Source organism: Corallococcus macrosporus, assembly GCF_017302985.1.
GTDB classification, from domain to species: domain Bacteria; phylum Myxococcota; class Myxococcia; order Myxococcales; family Myxococcaceae; genus Corallococcus; species Corallococcus macrosporus_A.
This window is the reverse complement of sequence record NZ_JAFIMU010000012.1, coordinates 169352-187352: the sequence shown is the minus strand read 5'-3', so window position 1 is coordinate 187352 and position 18001 is coordinate 169352. Positions and strand designations below refer to the sequence as shown.

Annotated in this window: 14 protein-coding genes; 7 read left to right on the top strand and 7 right to left on the bottom strand. The window is 70.8% G+C overall.

What is annotated here, in order from left to right; genetic code table 11:
• The first annotated feature begins 2 nt into the window (after positions 1-2).
• The 3 genes from JYK02_RS33815 (at position 3) to JYK02_RS33805 (ending at position 4899) form a co-directional block, all read left to right on the top strand.
• Entirely contained in the window at positions 3-1184 is a 1182-nt protein-coding gene (locus tag JYK02_RS33815; protein ID WP_207057042.1) for an efflux RND transporter periplasmic adaptor subunit, read from the top strand.
• On the top strand, positions 1181-4297 hold the full coding sequence (locus JYK02_RS33810; protein ID WP_207057041.1) for an efflux RND transporter permease subunit: 3117 nt from the start codon (positions 1181-1183) through the stop codon (positions 4295-4297). Before JYK02_RS33815 ends, JYK02_RS33810 begins: the two co-directional genes overlap by 4 nt.
• Positions 4298-4440: 143 nt before the next feature.
• Complete coding sequence (locus JYK02_RS33805; protein ID WP_207057040.1) at positions 4441-4899, top strand: DUF2267 domain-containing protein; 459 nt, start codon at positions 4441-4443, stop codon at positions 4897-4899.
• A gap of 6 nt (positions 4900-4905) precedes the next feature.
• On the opposite strand, the gene JYK02_RS33800 is transcribed toward JYK02_RS33805, so the two are convergent.
• Positions 4906-5727, bottom strand: a complete 822-nt coding sequence (locus tag JYK02_RS33800; protein WP_207057039.1) for an SDR family NAD(P)-dependent oxidoreductase — start codon at positions 5725-5727, stop codon at positions 4906-4908.
• Complete coding sequence (locus JYK02_RS33795) at positions 5720-7246, bottom strand: flavin-containing monooxygenase (RefSeq protein WP_207057038.1); 1527 nt, start codon at positions 7244-7246, stop codon at positions 5720-5722. Before JYK02_RS33795 ends, JYK02_RS33800 begins: the two co-directional genes overlap by 8 nt.
• 102 nt (positions 7247-7348) lie before the next feature.
• Here JYK02_RS33795 and JYK02_RS33790 point away from each other — a divergent pair, with 102 nt between their 5' ends.
• Positions 7349-7945: a TetR/AcrR family transcriptional regulator gene (locus tag JYK02_RS33790; protein WP_207057037.1), complete on the top strand. Its 597-nt coding sequence runs from the start codon at positions 7349-7351 to the stop codon at positions 7943-7945.
• A 7-nt stretch (positions 7946-7952) separates the two neighbouring features.
• Here JYK02_RS33790 and JYK02_RS33785 read toward each other — a convergent pair whose 3' ends face one another.
• Positions 7953-8357: a GFA family protein gene (locus JYK02_RS33785; protein WP_207057036.1), complete on the bottom strand. Its 405-nt coding sequence runs from the start codon at positions 8355-8357 to the stop codon at positions 7953-7955.
• Between the two features lie 125 nt (positions 8358-8482).
• Here JYK02_RS33785 and JYK02_RS33780 point away from each other — a divergent pair, with 125 nt between their 5' ends.
• Positions 8483-9355 (top strand): alpha/beta hydrolase family protein, encoded by an 873-nt coding sequence (locus JYK02_RS33780; protein ID WP_207057035.1) that lies wholly within the window; start codon positions 8483-8485, stop codon positions 9353-9355.
• A 127-nt stretch (positions 9356-9482) separates the two neighbouring features.
• On the top strand, positions 9483-9785 hold the full coding sequence (locus JYK02_RS33775) for a hypothetical protein (RefSeq protein WP_207057034.1): 303 nt from the start codon (positions 9483-9485) through the stop codon (positions 9783-9785).
• Positions 9786-9845: 60 nt separating this feature from the next.
• Here JYK02_RS33775 and JYK02_RS33770 read toward each other — a convergent pair whose 3' ends face one another.
• The 4 genes from JYK02_RS33770 to nhaA all read right to left on the bottom strand — a co-directional run bounded on the left by JYK02_RS33770 (position 9846) and on the right by nhaA (position 14991).
• Complete coding sequence (locus tag JYK02_RS33770) at positions 9846-11354, bottom strand: hypothetical protein (RefSeq protein ID WP_207057033.1); 1509 nt, start codon at positions 11352-11354, stop codon at positions 9846-9848.
• On the bottom strand, positions 11351-11833 hold the full coding sequence (locus tag JYK02_RS33765; protein ID WP_207057032.1) for a hypothetical protein: 483 nt from the start codon (positions 11831-11833) through the stop codon (positions 11351-11353). The genes JYK02_RS33770 and JYK02_RS33765 overlap by 4 nt, the downstream gene beginning before the upstream one ends.
• Before the next feature lie 123 nt (positions 11834-11956).
• The gene (locus JYK02_RS33760) at positions 11957-13642 is read right to left on the bottom strand and encodes an ABC1 kinase family protein (RefSeq protein ID WP_207057031.1); all 1686 of its coding nucleotides are present in this window, start codon (positions 13640-13642) and stop codon (positions 11957-11959) included.
• Positions 13639-14991, bottom strand: a complete 1353-nt coding sequence (gene nhaA / locus JYK02_RS33755; protein ID WP_207057030.1) for a Na+/H+ antiporter NhaA — start codon at positions 14989-14991, stop codon at positions 13639-13641. The genes JYK02_RS33760 and nhaA overlap by 4 nt, the downstream gene beginning before the upstream one ends.
• Positions 14992-15142: 151 nt before the next feature.
• On the opposite strand from nhaA, the gene mutS reads away from it, so the two are divergent.
• Positions 15143-17917: a DNA mismatch repair protein MutS gene (gene mutS, locus JYK02_RS33750; protein WP_207057029.1), complete on the top strand. Its 2775-nt coding sequence runs from the start codon at positions 15143-15145 to the stop codon at positions 17915-17917.
• The last annotated feature ends 84 nt before the right edge of the window (positions 17918-18001 follow it).

Sequence of the window (18001 nt, the reverse complement as noted above, 5' to 3'; positions counted from 1 at the left end):
CAATGCAACGCACTGGAGTGCTGGCCCTGTCGCTGGCCATGCTGTCCCTGGCCCCTGGCTGCAAGAAGGAAGCGCCCGCGCAGGGCGGCAAGGGCGCGGGCCGGGGCCCCATCCAGTTCCCTGTGGAGGTCGCGCCCGTGGCGGCGCGCGACGTGGAGTACGCGGTCAGCGCCGTGGGCGCGGTGGAGGCCTTCGAGAGCGTGCAGATCACCGCGCGCGTGCCGGGCGCCCTGGAGCGCGTGAACTTCTCCGAGGGCCAGGTGGTGAAGAAGGGCGACACGCTCGCGGAGATCGAACCCGCGCGCTACGCCATCGCCGTGCGCGCCGCGGAGGCCACGCTGCAGAAGGCCCAGGCCGCGCTGGTGGAGGCGAAGGCCGGCGCCCAGCGCCGCGCGGAGGTCAACGCGCAGAGCCCGGGCCTCTTGCCCGCCGAACAACTGGAGACGTACCAGGCCCGCGCCGCCACCGCCCAGGCGGACGTGGCGGCCGCGAAGGCGGCGTTGGATCAGGCGCAGCTCAACCAGCGCGACGCGTACGTGAAGGCGCCCATGGACGGCGTCCTCCAGACGCGCACGGTGCAGACGGGCCAGTACGTGCAGCCGGGCGTGGTGCTGGCCACGCTCCTGCGCCGCGAGCCCCTGCTGCTGCGCTTCAACGTGCCCGCGGCGGACGTGACGCGCATCACCCCGGGGATGCCCGCGCGCTTCACGGTGCGCTCGGAGGGCGGTTCGTACACGGCGAAGATCACCTACGTGTCCGCGAGCGCGGACGCGCAGAGCCGCATGGTGGCGGTGACCGCGGAGGTGACGGGCGAGGACGCGAAGAAGCTGCGCCCCGGCGCGTTCGCGACGGTGAGCGTGCCGGTGGAGTCGCGCGGGGGCAGCCCGGTGATTCCGCAGACGGCCATCCGCCCCAGCGAGCGCGGCTTCCTGGCGTTCGTGGTGACGGACAACAAGGCGCGCGAGCGCATCCTGGAGCTGGGGCTGCGCACACCGGACGGACAGGTGGAGGTGAAGGAAGGCCTCAAGCCCGGCGAGACGCTGGTGGTGCGCGGCGCGGAGGCCCTGCGCGACGGCGTGGCCGTGCGCGTGGAGCAGGAGCGCCCGAAGCCGAAGGTGGTGGGTGAGCAGCCCCCCACCGAGGCCCGCAGCGGCACGAGCACGGGCACGGAGGGCCGCCCATGAGCATCACCGACGTCTGCATCAAGAAGCCGGTGTTCGCCTGGATGATCATGGCGGCGACCATCATCTTCGGACTGGTGGCGGCCCAGCGCATCGGCATCAGCCAGTTCCCGGACGTGGACTTCCCCACCATCAACATCTCCGTGTCGTGGGAGGGCGCCAACCCGGAGGCGGTGGAGTCGGACGTCGTCGAGTTCATCGAAGAGGCCGTGACGCAGGTGGAGGGCGTCAAGAGCATCACGTCCTCCGCGCGCCAGGGCAGCGCCAACATCACCGTCGAGCTGGACCTGTCGCGCAACGTGGACCTGGCGCTGCAGGACGTGCAGACCAAGGTGAGCCAGGCGCAGCGCCGGCTGCCGCTGGACATCGACCCTCCGGTGGTCTCCAAGTCCAACCCGGAGGACCAGCCCATCATGTGGCTGGGCGTGTCCGGGCCCTTCTCCCAGCAGGTGGTGAGCGACTTCGCCCGCTACCGCGTGAAGGAGCGCCTGCAGACGGTGCCCGGCGTGGGCGAGGTCATCCTGGGCGGCCTCCTGGAGCGCAACGTGCGCATCTGGGTGGACGCGCAGAAGCTGGACGCGCACGCGCTCACGGTCACGGACGTCATCGCCGCGCTCCAGCGCGAGCACGTGGAGCTGCCCGCCGGCCGCATCGAGACGCAGGGGCGCGAGGTGAACGTGCGCTTCATGGGCGAGGCGCTGGACCTGGAGACGCTGGCGAACGTGGCGGTGCGCGAGGAGAACGGGCGCACGGTGTACCTGCACGACGTGGCCATCGTGGAGGACGGCTTCGAGGACGAGCGCCGCCTCGCGCGCGTGAACGGCGAGCCCGCGCAGGCCATGGGCATCAAGAAGCAGCGCGGCGCGAACGCGGTGGCGGTGGCCCAGGAGGTGCGCGCCCAGCTCGCGGAGCTCCAGAAGGAGCTGCCGGAGGGCATGAGCGCGACCATCAACTTCGACTCGACGCAGTTCATCGAGGAGAGCGTGCACGAGATTGAATTCGAGCTGCTGCTCGCGTGCATCCTCACCGCGTTCGTGTGCTGGGTGTTCCTGGGGTCGCTGTCCAGCACGCTCAACGTGGTGCTCGCCATCCCCATGTCGCTGCTGGGGACGGTGGCCGTCATCTACTTCCTGGGCTTCACGCTCAACACGTTCACGCTGCTGGGATTGGCGCTCGCCGTGGGCATCGTGGTGGACGACGCCATCATGGTGCTGGAGAACATCTTCCGGCACGCGGAGGAGGGGAAGGACCGGGTGAGCGCCGCGCGCGAGGGCACCGCGGAGATCACCTTCGCGGCCCTGGCGGCGACGCTGGCGGTGGTGGCCATCTTCCTGCCCGTCGTCTTCATGAAGGGCATCATCGGCCGGTTCTTCCTCCAGTTCGGCGTCACGCTGTGCGTGGCGGTGCTGCTGTCCTACGTGGAGGCCATCACCCTGGCGCCCGCGCGGTGCGCGCAGCTGCTCAAGACGTCGCGCGAGCACCGCGGCCGGGTGGGCGTGGTGGTGGACAAGGCGTTCTCCAAGCTGGAGGCGCTGTACGCGCGGGCGCTGGGCTGGGGGCTGGTGCGGCCGTGGCGCGTGCTGCTGGTCGCGGTGGCCATGCTCATCCTGAGCGCGTTCGCGTTCAAGGCGCTGCCGGGTGAGTTCGTCCCGTCGCAGGACCAGGGCCGCATGTCCGTGCGCCTCCAGACGGCGGTGGGCAGCAGCCTGGAGGAGACCAACCGCCTCTTCAAGCGCGCGGAGGCGTTCGTCGCCAGCCGTCCGGAGGTGACGCGCGTGTTCGTGGTGGTGGGCGGCGGCGGCAGCGGCTCCGCCGTGAACTCCGGGAACATGAACCTGACGCTGCTGCCGGCGGATCAGCGCATGTCGCAGGCGGAGTTCGCGCAGGTGCTGCGCAAGGAGCTCAACAGCTACCCGGGCCTGCGTGCGGTGGTGCAGGACCTGTCACAGGCGGGCTTCACCGCGCAGCGCGGCTTCCCGGTGGAGTTCAGCGTGCGCGGGTCGGACTGGAACAAGCTGGTGGAGGCGAGCCAGTCGCTGCGCGAGCAGCTCCAGGCGTCCGGCAAGGTGGTGGACCTGGACACGGACTACCAGCTGGGCCAGCCGGAGCTGCGCATCACCCCGGACCGGGCGCGCGCGGCGGACCTGGGCGTGCCCATCCAGTCCGTGGCGTCCACGGTGAACGCGCTGGTGGGCGGCGTGCGCGTGGGCAAGTACAGCAGCGGCGGGCGGCGCATCGACGTGCGCATGCGCCTGCTCGCGAGCCAGCGCTCGCGGCCGGAGGACCTGTCGCTGCTCAAGGTCCGCACGGCGAACAACTCGCTGGTGCCGCTGTCGTCGCTGGTGACGCAGGAGGAGCTGCCCGCGCTGCAGGCCATCACCCGGCGCGACCGGGAGCGCGCCATCAGCCTCTTCGCCAACGTGGCGCCGGGGTCGAACCAGGAGGAGGCGCTGGCCACGGTGGAGTCCCTGGGCAAGGACCTGCCGGGCGGCATCCGCGTGGTGGCGGGCGGCGCGAGCGTGGCGTTCCGCGACTCGATGAGCAGCCTCATCTTCGCGCTCTTCCTGGGCATCGCCGTCGCGTACATGGTGCTGGGGGCGCAGTTCAATTCGTTCCTGCACCCGGTGACGGTGCTGACGATTCTTCCCCTGTCCGTGGCGGGCGCGTCGTTCGCGCTGCTCGTCACGGGGAACACGCTGAACATCTTCAGCATGATTGGCCTGCTGCTGCTGATGGGCATCGTGAAGAAGAACTCCATCATCCTGGTGGACTACGCGCTCCAGCAGCGCGAGCAGGGCGCGGACGCGATGCAGGCCATGCTGCGCGCGGGCCCGGTGCGCCTGCGGCCCATCCTGATGACGTCCACCGCGACGATGATGTCCGCGGTGCCGGCGGCGCTGGCGCTGGGCGCGGGCAGCGAGACGCGCGCCCCCATGTCCATCGCGGTGCTGGGCGGCCTGTCCGTGTCCACCGTGCTCAGCCTGCTCGTGGTGCCCGCGTTCTACGTCGTCGCGGACCGCATCAAGACGCGGCTGGGCAACCGGCTGGGCAAGGGGAAGGGCGGAGACGACGCGCGGGCCGTCCATGAAGAGCCCCGGCCGGTGCCGCACGGGTAGGGCCTGGAGCCGGGGAGGCGCGGCGGTGGCCTGACTGCCCGCGCGCTCCCGGCGCCGGTGGACGATGCAGGCGCATTGGCACATGCGCAGCGTCTCCGGAACCACGGCCCTGTGCAGGGCCCTGAACCTTCGGAGACGCTGCCATGGCCTCGCCTGTTCCTCCCGACACCCACGCCGTGCCCGTCAAGGAGCGCGACGAGTCGCTCGAGCTGCAACCCTTCCTGGACGAAATCCAGGGCGACGCCGTCATGCACACCCAGGGCCTGGAGGCCCGCGAGGCCGCCAGCGCGGTGTTCTGCTCGCTCGCCCGGCGGCTGTCGGATGGCGAGGACGTGAAGCTCTTCCGGGCGCTGAAGGGCGGCATCGGCGCCATCCTGGGTGCCTGCTCGGTGCACCGGGGCCCCTCGCGCGCGAAGCGGATCGGCCGCGATGAGTTCATCACCGACGTGGCGGACCACCTGAACATCAAGCCCGACCAGGCCTTCCGCGTCGTCACCGCGGTGTTCACCGCCGTGCGAGACCGCATCCCCGAGGACGAGGTCGCCGCCGTCGCCTCACAGCTCCCCGCCGACCTGGGCGACCTCTTCCGCAGACCGGTGTGACCGGCTTCACGCGCGCAGGCGCGAGGCGAGCAGCTTCCAGTACGACACCGGGAAGAGGCGGGCGAGCAGTCCCAGCGCCTGGGCGTCCATGCCGACGAGGATCCGCTGCTCGCGCTTCTCGACGCCCTTCACGATGGTCTCGCCCGCGACCTCGGCTGGGAGACGGAGCATCTTCTGGAAGGACCTGCGGCGGCGCTTCACTTCCTCCTCCGTCGCTCCAGAGGGGACCCGGGCGCTCGCGGCAATGGACGTCGCGACGCCGCCCGGGTGCACCACCGTGACGCCCACGGTGGTGCCCTCCAGCTCGTGGCGCAGCCCCTCGGAGAAGCCTCGGACGGCGAACTTGCTTGCCGCGTAGGCCACCTGTCCCGGTGGCGCCACCAGGCCGAAGACGCTGGAGAGGTTCACCAGCCTTGCGTCGTCGCTCTTGCGCAAGAGGGGCAGGAAGGCGCGGCTCAGGCGCACCACGCCCCAGAAGTTGATGCCGAACAGCCACTCGAAGTCCTCGGCGCTCACCTGTTCGAAGGTGCCTCCGAGCGCGACGCCCGCATTGTTGAAGAGCAGGTCCACCCCGGGATGCTCCGCCGTCACCCGCGCCGGGAAGGCGTCCACCGCTTCCTTGTCGGACACGTCGAGCCGGTGCCGGCTGATGCGCACCTCCGGCGCTCGCGCGAGCTCCGCCGTCTCCGCGAGCCCGGCCTCGTTCACGTCCGCCAGCGCCAGATGACAGCCCCGCCGGGACAGGGAGACCGCGATGGCCCGGCCAATGCCGCTCGCCGCGCCGGTGATGACCGCCGTCCTGCCCTGAAGCCGCATGCGCTCAGCCACGTGCCACCTCCGCGCCGGTGCCGGCGCTCCCTTCCGGAAGAAGCGCCTGCCCGCGGAACTCCATGGCGTCGTCGTCCACGCGGCCGTAGCGCATCATCAGCAGGTCCCGCACATAGTTCTGGTACAGGCGCCACGGCGCACGCGTGCCCTGACGCGGCAGCGAGTCCAGCGCGCGCTGCACGTACCCGGAGCTGAAGTCGAGCACCGGCTCCGGCGTCATTCCCGGGTCGCGCACGCGGGGCACGCATCGCGCGTAGCCGTGCTGCTTCATGTGGTTGAGCAGCCGGCAGGTGTACTCCGCCACCAGGTCGCACTTCAGCGTCCACGACGCGTTGGTGTACCCGAAGGCCGCGACGAGGTTGGGCACGTCGCTGAACATCATTCCCTTGTACGCCAGCGTCCGTGACATCTGGACGGGCGCGCCGTCCACCACCAGCGTGAGGCCGCTGAGAATCTTCACGTTCAGCCCCGTCGCGGTGACCACGACGTCCGCGTCCAGGTGCTTGCCCGAGCGCAGCTGGAGGCCGGTCTCCGTGAAGGACTCGATGTGGTCCGTCACCACGGAGGCGTGTCCCTCGCGAAGGGCGCGGAAGAGGTCTCCGTCCGGCGCGACGCACAGCCGCTCGTCCCAGGGGTTGTAGCGGGGCGCGAAGTGCGTATCGACGTCGAACGCCTTGCCGAGCGCCTTGCGCACGCCCAGGCGCAGGAGCCACTTCATGAGGCCCGGCCGGCTGCGCGCGAGGTTGTAGAGGAACATGCCGCGGAGCACGTTCTTCCAGCGCGAAACCGCGTACGCCGCGCCCCGGGGGAGCACGTGCCCCAGCGCCCGGGCCAGGCCGTCCTGCGACGGCTGATCCGCGATGTACGTGGGCGAGCGCTGCAACATGGTGACGTGCGCGGCGCGGCCGGCCATCGCGGGCACCAGCGTCACCGCCGTCGCGCCACTGCCGATGACGACCACGCGCTTGCCGCTGTAGTCCAGGTCCTCGGGCCAGTGCTGCGGGTGCACGATGCGGCCCCCGAAGCGCTCCGTGCCGGGCCACGTGGGCGTGTAGCCGTTCGCGTAGTCGTAGTAGCCGGTGCAGGTGTAGAGGAAGCCACACGTCATCCGGTGGGGGACGCGCTCGGGCCCGACCTCCACGTCCACGGTCCAGCGCGCGTGCGCGGAGGACCACTCGGCGCGCGTCACCCGGTGGTGATAGCGGATCCGCTGGTCGATGCCGTACTCCGCCGCGGTCTCCTCGATGTACTGCTTGATGGACGGCCCATCCGCGATGGCCTTGCCGCCATGCCACGGCCGGAACCGGTATCCGAGCGTGTACATGTCCGAGTCCGAGCGGACGCCCGGATAGCGGAACAGGTCCCACGTGCCCCCCATGGCCCCGCGCCCCTCCAGGATGGCGTAGCTCAGGGTGGGGCAGCGCTCCTGCAGGTGATACGCGGCGCCGATGCCCGACAGCCCCGCGCCGATGATCAACACATCCACGTGCGAGGGCGCTTCAGCGGAGGGCAGGGGCATCACGGGACTCCTCGTGGTACAGGAAGGTACCCAGCCTATGCGACTGTTGATGAGAGGTAGCAGTGACGTCTGGTACCGTCAAGTACCAGCACCGGGAGCCGCATGACCGCCCCATCCGAACAGGCAGGCGAAGGCCCGAGGGAGCGGCTTGTCGCGGGCCTGGCGAAGGCCATCCTGGAGGTGGGCTACGCCCGGGTGACGCTCGCGGACATCGTGCGGCACGCGCACGTGTCGAAGCGCACGTTCTACGAGCACTTCGAGGACAAGGACGCGTGCCTGCTGGCGCTCTACGAGGCGCAGAGCGCGCGGCTGCTGGCGGAGATCCAGGCGGCCATCCAGCACGCGCCGCCCGGAGAGATGCGGGCCAGCATCGGCGCGGCGGTCTACCTCGCGAGCCTCCAGAGCCGGCCGGGGCTCGTGCGGACGCTGCTCGTGGAGATATTGCACGTCGGCCCGAAGGGCTTCGAGCTGCGCCGCCAGGTGATGCGGCGCTTCGCGGAGCTGATGCGGCGGGAGTTCGAGGCGGCGGGCACGGGGGACACGCTGTCACCCGCGCTGGCCATGGCGCTCGTCGGCGGCATCAACGAGCTCATCCTGGAGGCGGTGGAGGAGGACCGTGTGGACCGGCTCTCGGAGCTGGCCGGTCCGGTGGCGGCGTTCGTGCGGGGACTGCTGGAGGCGCGGCCGCGTGCGAAGTGAACAGCGCTCAGTTCATGTGCTCCAGGGGGATGCCCCGGGGCACGGCCCAGGCATGGCTGCGCTCCTCCCAGACGGAGATGGACGGCGCGGGGAAGGACGGGTCCATGAGGGTGCCCACGGTGATGGCCACGAGGTCCGGGTCGTTCGGGGATTCGTAGTAGACCGTCGAGCCGCACTCCGGACAGAAGTGGAAGGTGGTGACGTTGCCGCTCTCGTCGCCCTTGCGGAGGAACTTCGTGGAGCGCCCCTCGATGGCGGTGATGTCCTGGCGCCGGAAGCGGGCCTGCACGCCGTACACGCTGCCGGTCCGCTGCTGACAGGCGAAGCAGTGGCACATGGAGATCCGGATGGGGTCTCCCTTGCACTCGACGCGGAGCTGACCGCAGGTGCACGACGCTCGACGCTGGGACACGGGCTGCCTCCTGGAAGGGGGAGGGCAGTGTCTCATCCGAGCCGGGCCTGTCATGCGCGGCCTTGCCCTGCCCGGATTCAAATGTTAGCCGATAGGTTTTTCATGCGAAGCGACTCCTGAGGGCCATGGCACGCACGACTCCGCACCGCATCCCCTGCGCGGATGGCTTCGAGTTGCATTCCACGCTGCACACCCCCGACGGCCCCGTGCGGGGCGTGGTGCTGATGCACCCCGCGACCGCCATGTCCGCGAGCATGTATTTCGCGTTCGCCGCTCGGCTGACGGACGACGGCTTCGCGGTGGTGACGTACAACTACCGGGGCGTGCACCCGTCCGGCGTGGCGAAGCGGACGCGGGCCGGGTTCCTCACCTGGGCGGACCAGGACGTGGACGCGGTGACCCGCTGGGCGGCGGAGCGCTACCCGAGGCTGCCGTTGCTGGCGGTGGGACACAGCTTCGGGGGCCACGCCATCGGGTTGAGCGCGAGCAGCCAGCGCCTCACCGCGGCGGTGATGGTGGCGTCCCAGGCCGGGAGCATGCGGTTCATCCGGTCCTTTCGGGAGCGGATGCTGGTCGCGCTGTACCTGAAGTTCATCGGGCCGCTGTGCGCCCGGTTCCTGGGCTACATGCCCTATGCGCGGCTGGGGATGGGCGAGGACGTGCCCGCGCAAGCGACGCTGCAGTGGAGCCGCTGGGCGTCGATGCCCCGCTTCTACTTCGACGACCCGCACGTGGACGCCGCGGCCCGCTTGGGCCGGCCCCACATGCCGGTGCTGGCCATCGGCCTGGATGACGACCCCTGGGCGCCGCCCGAGGCCATCGACCTGGTCTGCGAGCACCTCACCGGCTGCACCGTGGAGCGCCGGCAGTTCTCCCCCGCGGACAGTGCCGGCCAGGGCATCTGCCACCTGGGCTTCTTCCGCGAACACCACGCCGCCACGCTCTGGCCGACAGTGATTGACTGGCTGCGCCGCCATGCTCCGGAGCGAGTGGACTGACGACTGTCATCAGACAGTCATGGATTGGCAATCATTCACACGGCCTTGAGTTTCCGGAAACGCCGTGTGGCAGGCTTCCGCTGGCTCTGATTCCACCAGAGCGCGGTCCCACCCAGACGGAGAACCCATGCGCATGCTGATGAAGTCACTGTTGACTGTCTCGGCTGTTGTTTCTCTCGTGCCCGCGGCTGCCTTTGCCTATCCGCCACAGTGCTTCGAAATCTGTGAGTCCGAGTGGTGCGACGCGGAGTGTGCCATTGGCGCCCAGACGTGGACGACGTGCCGGCAATACGCGCCCAACTGGTGTCTGGGCGTCGCGGCCGAGCCCTCTGAGCCCAGCGCCTCGGTGAACGAGGCCGAAGCCCGCCAGGCGGATGATGCCTCGCAGGTGTGCAGCGAGGAGAACCCGGACGCCACCGCGGAGCTCTGACCCGCCAGGGACTGGCCGCCGGTCCGTGTCACGCACGGACCGGCGGAACCCCAAGACAGCTCAGTAGCGGAAGCCCAGCTGGAGCGACAGGCCGGGGTACTGGTCCACCGCGCCACCGGCGACGTAGGGGTCGCCCGGCTCGGGGTTGAACTTGAAGAAGTAGCGGCGCAGGTCCGCCTTCAGCCGCACGTCCAGGATGCGGTTGAGCCGGTATGCCAGCGTCGCGCTGCCCGTGACGGCGCCCGCGGACATGCGCGGGAACCACGTGTCCGAGGACAGCTCTCCGGAGTCCAGCGGGTGCTGGTAGCCCAGGCGGAAGTTGAAGTCGAACTTCTCCGACAGCGCCGCCCGCAGGCCCAGCCCCAGGCCCGCCGTCTTGTACTCCACGTTGGGCAGGTCCAACGGCCGCTCGCCGTCCACCGCGTCGATGCGGAACGTGTTCATCCCGTACGTGCCCGTCACCTCGAAGCCGTAGCGGTCCGCCTGACCGAAGGGCATCACGTAGCGCAGGCCCGCCGTCCACTCGCGCGCGGTGGTGGGGTAGGAGACCGCCCCCGTGGAGCCCGTGGACTTCAGGCCGAAGGACTGATCAATCGAGCCCGTGAGGCCCAGCCGCGCCAGCGCCCCCTTCTGGAAGGGCGCGAGCGGATACACGGTCACGTCGCCCGCGAACTGGGGCGCGCCCGGCAGCGCGACGCCGCCCACGTCCTTGCCCAGCGTGTACGGCCGCAGCACGCCGAACACGTCGTCCTTGTAGCGCAGCGACCGGCCAAACAGCTTCAGGCCCAGCGCGCCCTCCACGAGCGGCGAGGAGCGGACACCCGACTGCGTGACGGCGGGCTCCTCGTCCTGGGCCGGGCGCTTGTCCTCCTTGGGCGTGGCGGCCACCGGCTTGCGGATGGGCTCCGCTTCCGGCGCCTTGGTCTCCGGCACCTTGGCCGGGGGCGTCTCCGCGATGGGCGTCGCGGGCTTCACCGGCTCCGGCTCCACCGGCGCGGCGGGCTGCGCGGGAGCCACCGGGGCGGCGTCCGGCGCGCGGGACTTCTGCAGGCCGCGCTCCAGCGCCGTCCACTGGCGCTTCACCGCGACGGGCACCAGCTTCGCCGTGGCGGGCTTCGCGGCGGCGGGCGAGGCCAGCGCCTTGCCGTCCCGGCCGTTGCGCACGGTGACGCGCACCTGCTGCTTCTTGCCCACGGTGGCCGTGTCCGCCACCAGCACCGCGCTCAGGCCCAGCTCGCTCGCCACGGCGGCGGCGCCGGCGGGCTGCGTGGGGTCCACGCCCAGGCGCGAAGCGGCGGAGCGCACCGCGGACTCGGGCACCACCTCGTAGCGGGCCGGACGGCGGTTGAGCTCCGCCTCCAGCACGTCGCGCGCGGCGTCCGCGTGCGGACCGGAGGCGAGCACCGCCACGCGGCGCGCCTCCGTCACCTTCGCGGCCCTGGACTTCTTCGCCGCGGACTGCGCGGTCTTCGCGGACGCCTTCTTCGGCGCGGCGTACGCGGCGGGGACGAGCAGGAGGGCCGCGCCCAGGAAGGCGGCGGCGGTGACATGACGGGTGCGGGTCATCACGGGCTCGGCTTTCCGGCGACGAGCCATTCGGTGAGGCACGCGGTGTCCGCGGCGTTCAGCGACCCGCCCAGCGGCATCTGCCCGCCGCAGCCTGGCGACGGGGTGAGCTTCTTCAGGAAGAAGGACTGGGACGGGTTGGCGCTGTCCGCCAGGGGCTGCGAGTTGCACGTCGCGTTGGTGGTGTAGAGCCGCCCGGGGAGCCCGGCCGCCTGCAGGTCGAAGCCCCCACCCGAGGCCTTGGTCTCCGTGGAGTGGCACGAGTAGCACTGCGCCTGAATGATGCTGGAGGCGGTGGTGCCAGGGGCGCAGGAACTGGCGCCGGTGAAGCGCTCGGGTTCATCAAGCCCGCCAGCACAGCCGGCGGTGGTGGCGAGGAGCGCGGCCGCGAACAGCGTGGCCAGCGGGGCGCGGTACGGACGACGGGCGGCGGATGGGTTCGCGAACAAGTCGAGCACGGGGGCAAGAGGGGGGAACGACAAGCCCCGCAGATTACCCGGCCCGGGCACGACTGTGCACCCCTCAACGGATCCGTTCTCGCTCGCGTGACACCCGCTCCCTGCGCCCGCCTGCCCGTCGGCGGGTGGGCCGGTGTCATACCCCGGCTACCGGCGCTTCTTCAGGAAGCGGGTCACGCTGACCTTCCCGAAGCGGCCGCCGAACAGGTACCAGGTGAGCACCGCGCCAAAGAGGGCCGCCGCCAGCGCGATGCCCACGATGCCCAGCACCGGCGTGTTCCCGTACATGGGCGGCCGGGGCGCGAACGCGATGAAGGCGCCCACGATGAAGCCGCACGCGCACAGGCCCAGGAAGGCGATGACGGCCACGCTGCGCAGGTTCTCGTTGAGCTTGTCGAACTGCTCCGCGCGCACCGTGACGCTGAACTTGCCCGTCTCCAGGTCCAGCAAAATCTGCGACAGCTGCGTGGGCAGGTCCTGCGCCATGGACTGGAAGCGCAAGAGCGTGCGCATCAGGCCGCCCTGGAGCTGCGTGGGGTCATACCGGCCCGCCATCAGCTCCTTCGCGTACGGCAGCGCGACCTCCAGGATGTTCAGCTCCGGGTAGAGCCCGCGCAGCATGCCTTCCGTGGAGATGGAGGCGCGCGACAAGAGCGCGTACTCCTTGGGGATGCGGATGCGGTACTTCACCGCCAGGTCCAAGAGGTCGCGCAGGAGCGTGCGCGCGTCCACCTGGCCCAGCGTGGTGGGCAGGTGCTGGCCGAGGATGGACTCGATGTCGTTGCGGAAGCCCATCAGGTTGGCCCGCGCGTCCGGCACGCCCACCCGGTAGAGGATGCGGGCCACGGAGTCGCTGTCCTTGAGCGCCACCGCCAGGCACAGCATCACCAGCGTCTCCTGCATGGGGCGGGTGAGCCGGCCCACCACGCCGAAGTCCAGGAGCGCCAGCCGGTTGCCCTCCATGAGCAGCACGTTGCCGGGGTGCGGGTCGCCGTGGAAGAGGCCGTCGTCGAAGAGCTGGCGGAAGCTGGCCTCCAGGATGTGCTGGGCAATCTGCTTGCGGTCCGGCTCCGCCAGCGCGGCGGGGTTGATCTTCTCCCCGCGGATGAACTCCATGGTGAGCACGGTGCGGCTGGAGAGCGCCGCGTGCACGCGCGGAATCTTGAGGTACGGGCGGTCCTTGTGGTTCTCCAGGAACGCGCGGATGTTGGTGGCCTCGTTGATGAAGTCCAGCTCCTCGTGGATGGCCCGGTCGAACTCGTCCACGATGCCGGAGGGCGTGTAGATGCCCGTCTCCTCCACCACGGCCTCCAGCAGGCGCGCCAGCGAGCGCAGCACGCCCAGGTCCGCGTCGATGCGCTGGGCGATGCCGGGGCGCTGGACCTTGATGACGACCTCTTCCCCGTCCAGCGTCACCGCGCGGTGCACCTGGGCGATGGACGCGGCGGCCAGCGGCTCCGGATCCACCTGGGCGAACAGCTCCTGCACCTCCTTGCCCAGCGCGTCGCGGATCTGCGCGTGGACGTCCTCCAGCGGGATGGCCTCCACGTTGTCCTGGAGCGTGGCCAGCTCGTCCACGAACTCCGCGGGCAGCAGGTCCGCGCGCGTGGAGAGCACCTGGCCCAGCTTGATGAACGTGGGGCCCAGCTCCGCCAGGAAGAGGCGGAAGCGGCGCGCGGTGGACTCACGGCGGGCCTCGTCGGAGACCTCCACCTTCTCCTTGCGCCCGCCGAGCAGGCGCCAGACGCCCGCGCGCTCGGTGACCTCGCCGAAGCCGTGACGGGCGGCGATGAGGGCGATCTGCCGGATGCGGTTGAGGTCCTGGAGGTTCATGACGGGGTCTGGAGGGCAGCCTGGGCCGGGCGGGCCACGTAGCGCAAGAGGACGTAGCCCACGACGGCGGACAGCAGCGAGCCCGTCAGGATGCCCAGCTTGGCCTCGGCCAGCAGGGCCGGCTGTCCGGCGAAGGCCAGCCCGCCCACGAAGAGGGCCACCGTGAAGCCGATGCCGGCCACCACCGACACGCCGTGCAGCTGCGCGACGCTGCCGCCCGCGGGCAGCGGGGACACGCCCACCTTCACCGCCGCGAAGGTGAAGAGGAAGATGCCCACCTGCTTGCCCACGAAGAGCCCCACGATGATGCCCAGGGGCAGGGGCTTGAGCAGGTCCGACAGGGACATGCCGGACACGTCCACGCCGGAGTTGGCCAGCGCGAACAGGGGCACGATGCCGTAGGCCACGTACCCGTGCCACAGGTGCACGAAGCGGTTGAGGGGCGGCTCGATGTCCTCCAGCGCCTCCTCGATGTGCAACAACTGCGCGCCCCGCGCGCTCTCGTCGTCCGGCCGGGACACCAGTGCCGTCACGTAGGCCGCCAGCTCCTCCAGCACCTCGCGCCCGGGACGGCTGGGCAGCGCGGGGATGAAGAGCCCCAGCACCACGCCGGACAGCGTCGCGTGGATGCCGCCGTGGTGCATGGCGTACCAGAGCGCCCCACCCACCAGCGCGTAGGCCAGGCCGTTGCGCACGTAGAAGCGGTTGAGCCCCCAGAGCACCGCGACCAGGCCCGCGCCCACCGCGAGCCATTCGACGTGCAGGCCGGTGCCGTAGAACAGCGCGATGACGAGGATGCCGCCGATGTCGTCGAAGATGGCGAGCGCGGTGAGGAACACCACCAGCCCGTGGCCCACGCGCGCCTTCACCAGCGTGAGGCAGCCGATGGCGAACGCGATGTCCGTGGCCATGGGGATGGCCCAGCCGCCCTGCGCGGGCGTGCCCCGGGTGAAGGCCAGGTAGAGCCCCGCGGGCACCACCATGCCGCCCAGCGCGGCGATGAGCGGGAGCAGGGCGCGCGAGAAGGTGCGCAGCTCGCCCGAGGACAGCTCGCGTTTTATCTCCATCCCCACGACGAAGAAGAAGAGCGTCATCAGCCCGTCGTTGATGAGCTCGCGGAAGGTGAAGTGGCCGCCGTGGCCCACGATTTCCAGGCGCAGGGGCGCGTCGAACACGGCGCTGTAGGAGGCGCCCCACGGGGAGTTGGCCCACGCGAGCGCGGCCACCGCGCAGAGGGCCAGGAGGATGCCGCTGCTGGCCTCCAGGCGGAAGAAGGCCTGCACGGGGGCCAGTGCCACCTTGAACAGGGCGGGGACGGGAGGACGGTTCGTCTTGGGTGCGGTCGCCATGTCGGAGGGCAGCCTGCCGGGGGGCAGGGGGCCTGGAAACCGTTTTCGGAAACGGGCCCGCCGAAATGTCGGACAGCGATGGTAGGCATACGCGGCAGGTAGGGCATCCGGTTCGTTGATCCGGGGGTAAGGTCGTGAGAGAAGGTCGGGGATGGCGGTGACGCAGCAGACGAAGACAGGCAAGGCGGCGGATGTCGTGCTGCCCGACGAGGACACGACTCCGGAAGTCGGAACGGGTGAGGCGCCCGCGGGTGCGCGGGAGATCGCCTCCCTGACGCCGATGATGCGCCAGTACCTGGAGGTGAAGGCGCTCCATCCGGACACGGTGCTCTTCTTCCGGCTGGGTGACTTCTACGAGATGTTCTTCGAGGACGCGGTGAAGGCCTCGGAGCTCCTGCAGATCACCCTCACGGCCCGGGCCAAGGGCGCGGACAAGATTCCCATGTGCGGGGTGCCGTACCACTCCTCGCGCCGGTACATCGCGAAGCTGGTGGAGCACGGCCTGAAGGTCGCCATCTGCGAACAGGTGACGGAGCCGGGCGCGGGGCCGGGCATCGTGCAGCGCGAGGTGACGCGGGTCATCACCCCCGGCATGGTGCTGGACGACGAGGTGCTGGAGCCGCAGGCCAGCAACTTCCTCGCGGCCGTGTGCTGGGGCGAGGCGGGCTTCGGCGCGGCGCTGCTGGAGGCGTCCACCGGCGAGTTCTACACCTTCGAGGCGCAAGGCCTGTCGGAGCTGGTGGAGGGCCTGTCGCGCGTGGAGCCGCGCGAGCTGCTGGTGCCGCAGGGCATGCGCGACGCGCCGGAGGTGGCGCAGGTGTGCCAGCGGCTGTCGCGCGTGCCGGCCGTGGCGGAGGCGGAAGGCGCGGCCTTCGAGCACACCCGGGCCTCCGCGTTCCTGCGCTCGCACTTCAACGTGCAGTCGCTGTCCGCGTTCGGGCTGGACGGCTCGCCGCTGGCCACCGGGGCGGCCGGGGCGGCGCTGCGCTACCTCAAGGACACGCAGAAGACGCCCGCGGCGCACGTGGACCGGCTGTCGCGCCAGGAGCGCGCGGGCTGCCTGGTGATGGACGAGTCCTCGCGGGGCAACCTGGAGGTGCTCAAGAGCCTGCGCGACGGCGGGCGCAAGGGCTCGCTCCTGGGTGTGCTGGACCGCACGGCCACGGGCCTGGGCGCGCGGAAGCTGGCGCGCTGGCTGTCCGCGCCGCTGTGCTCGCTGCCAGAGATTGAAGCGCGGCTGGACGCGGTGGAGGAGCTGTCCGGCAAGAGCGTGTGGCGCGAGGAGCTGGTGGCCACGCTCAAGGAGGTCGGCGACCTGGAGCGGCTGTGCGGCCGGCTGTCGCTGGGCGCGGGCAACGCGAGGGACTTGCGCGCGCTGGGGCTGTCCCTGTCGCAGCTGCCCAGGCTGGGCGCGGCGCTCGCGCGGTGTGACTCGGCGCTGCTCAAGTCGCTGGCGGGGCCGCTGGGCGCGCTGCCCCAACTGGCGGACCTGCTGATGCGCGCGGTGCAGGACGAGCCGCCGGTGATCATCCGCGAGGGCGGCTTCATCCGGCCGGGCTTCCACGCGGAGCTGGACGACCTGGTGGCGCTGTCCACGTCCGGCAAGGACTACCTGCTCAAGCTGGAGCAGCGGGAGAAGGACCGCACGGGCATCTCCTCGCTGAAGATCCGCTACAACAAGGTCTTCGGCTACTACCTGGAGGTGACGAAGGCGAACCTCCACGCGGTGCCCAAGGACTACATCCGCAAGCAGACCACGGTGGGCGCGGAGCGCTTCGTCACCGAGGAGCTGAAGGAGTACGAGGAGAAGGTCCTCACCGCGGAGGAGCGCCGCGTGGTGCTGGAGCTCCAGCTGTTCGAGGAGCTGCGCACGAAGGTGATTGCCTCCGCGCCGGGCATCCGCTCCGCGGCGGAGGCGGTGGCCACGGCGGACGCGCTGGTGTCCTTCGCGCGGTGCGCGGCGGAGTACGGCTACACGCGGCCGCAGGTGGACGCAGGGGAGGGGCTGACCATCACCGGCGGCCGGCACCCGGTGGTGGAGCGGATGCTGGGCTCGGGCGAGTCCTTCGTCCCCAACGACGTGCGGTTGGATCCGGAGGACGCGCAGCTGTTGGTCATCACCGGCCCGAACATGGCGGGCAAGAGCACGGTGATGCGGCAGGTGGCGCTGACGGCGCTGATGGCGCAGGCGGGCTCGTTCGTGCCGGCGAAGGCGGCGCGCATCGGCCTGTGCGACCGCATCTTCACGCGCGTGGGCGCGGCGGACAACCTGGCGCGCGGGCAGTCCACGTTCATGGTGGAGATGACGGAGACCAGCCACATCCTCCATCACGCCACGAGGAAGAGCCTGGTCATCCTGGATGAGATTGGCCGTGGCACGTCCACGTTCGACGGCCTCTCCATCGCGTGGGCGGTGGCGGAGCACATCCACGACAAGGTGGGCGCGCGGGCCCTCTTCGCCACGCACTACCACGAGCTGGTGGACCTGGCGCGCGAGCGGCCCCGGGTGAAGAACCTGTGCATCGCGGTGAAGGAGCAGGGCGGCAAGGTCATCTTCCTGCGCAAGCTGGTGCCCGGCGGGGCCAGCCGCTCCTACGGCATCGAGGTCGCGAAGCTCGCGGGCCTCCCGCCGGAGGTGGTGTCGCGCGCCCGCGAGCTGCTCCAGAACCTGGAGTCCGGTGAGCTGGACGACGCGGGCCGCCCCCGCGTGGCGGTGCGCTCCACGAAGCGCGCGGCGGCGAACGCGGGACAGCTGGGCCTGTTCGGAGGCCCGGCGCCCGCCCCGGCCGCCGTGGCCGCGCCGCCCATGCCTCCGGCGCACGCGGAAGTCCTGGAGACGCTTCGCGCCGCAAGCATCGACCGGATGACCCCGCTGGACGCGCTCAACCTGCTGGCGAAGTTGAAACAGGAGCTGGGCTCGGCCTGAGGGGCGGTGCGGTCGCACGCAATTGTTTCCGTCCTGGTTCGATAATGTGGACAGGACGGAAGCAAGGGGGGGCTGTTTCCACAA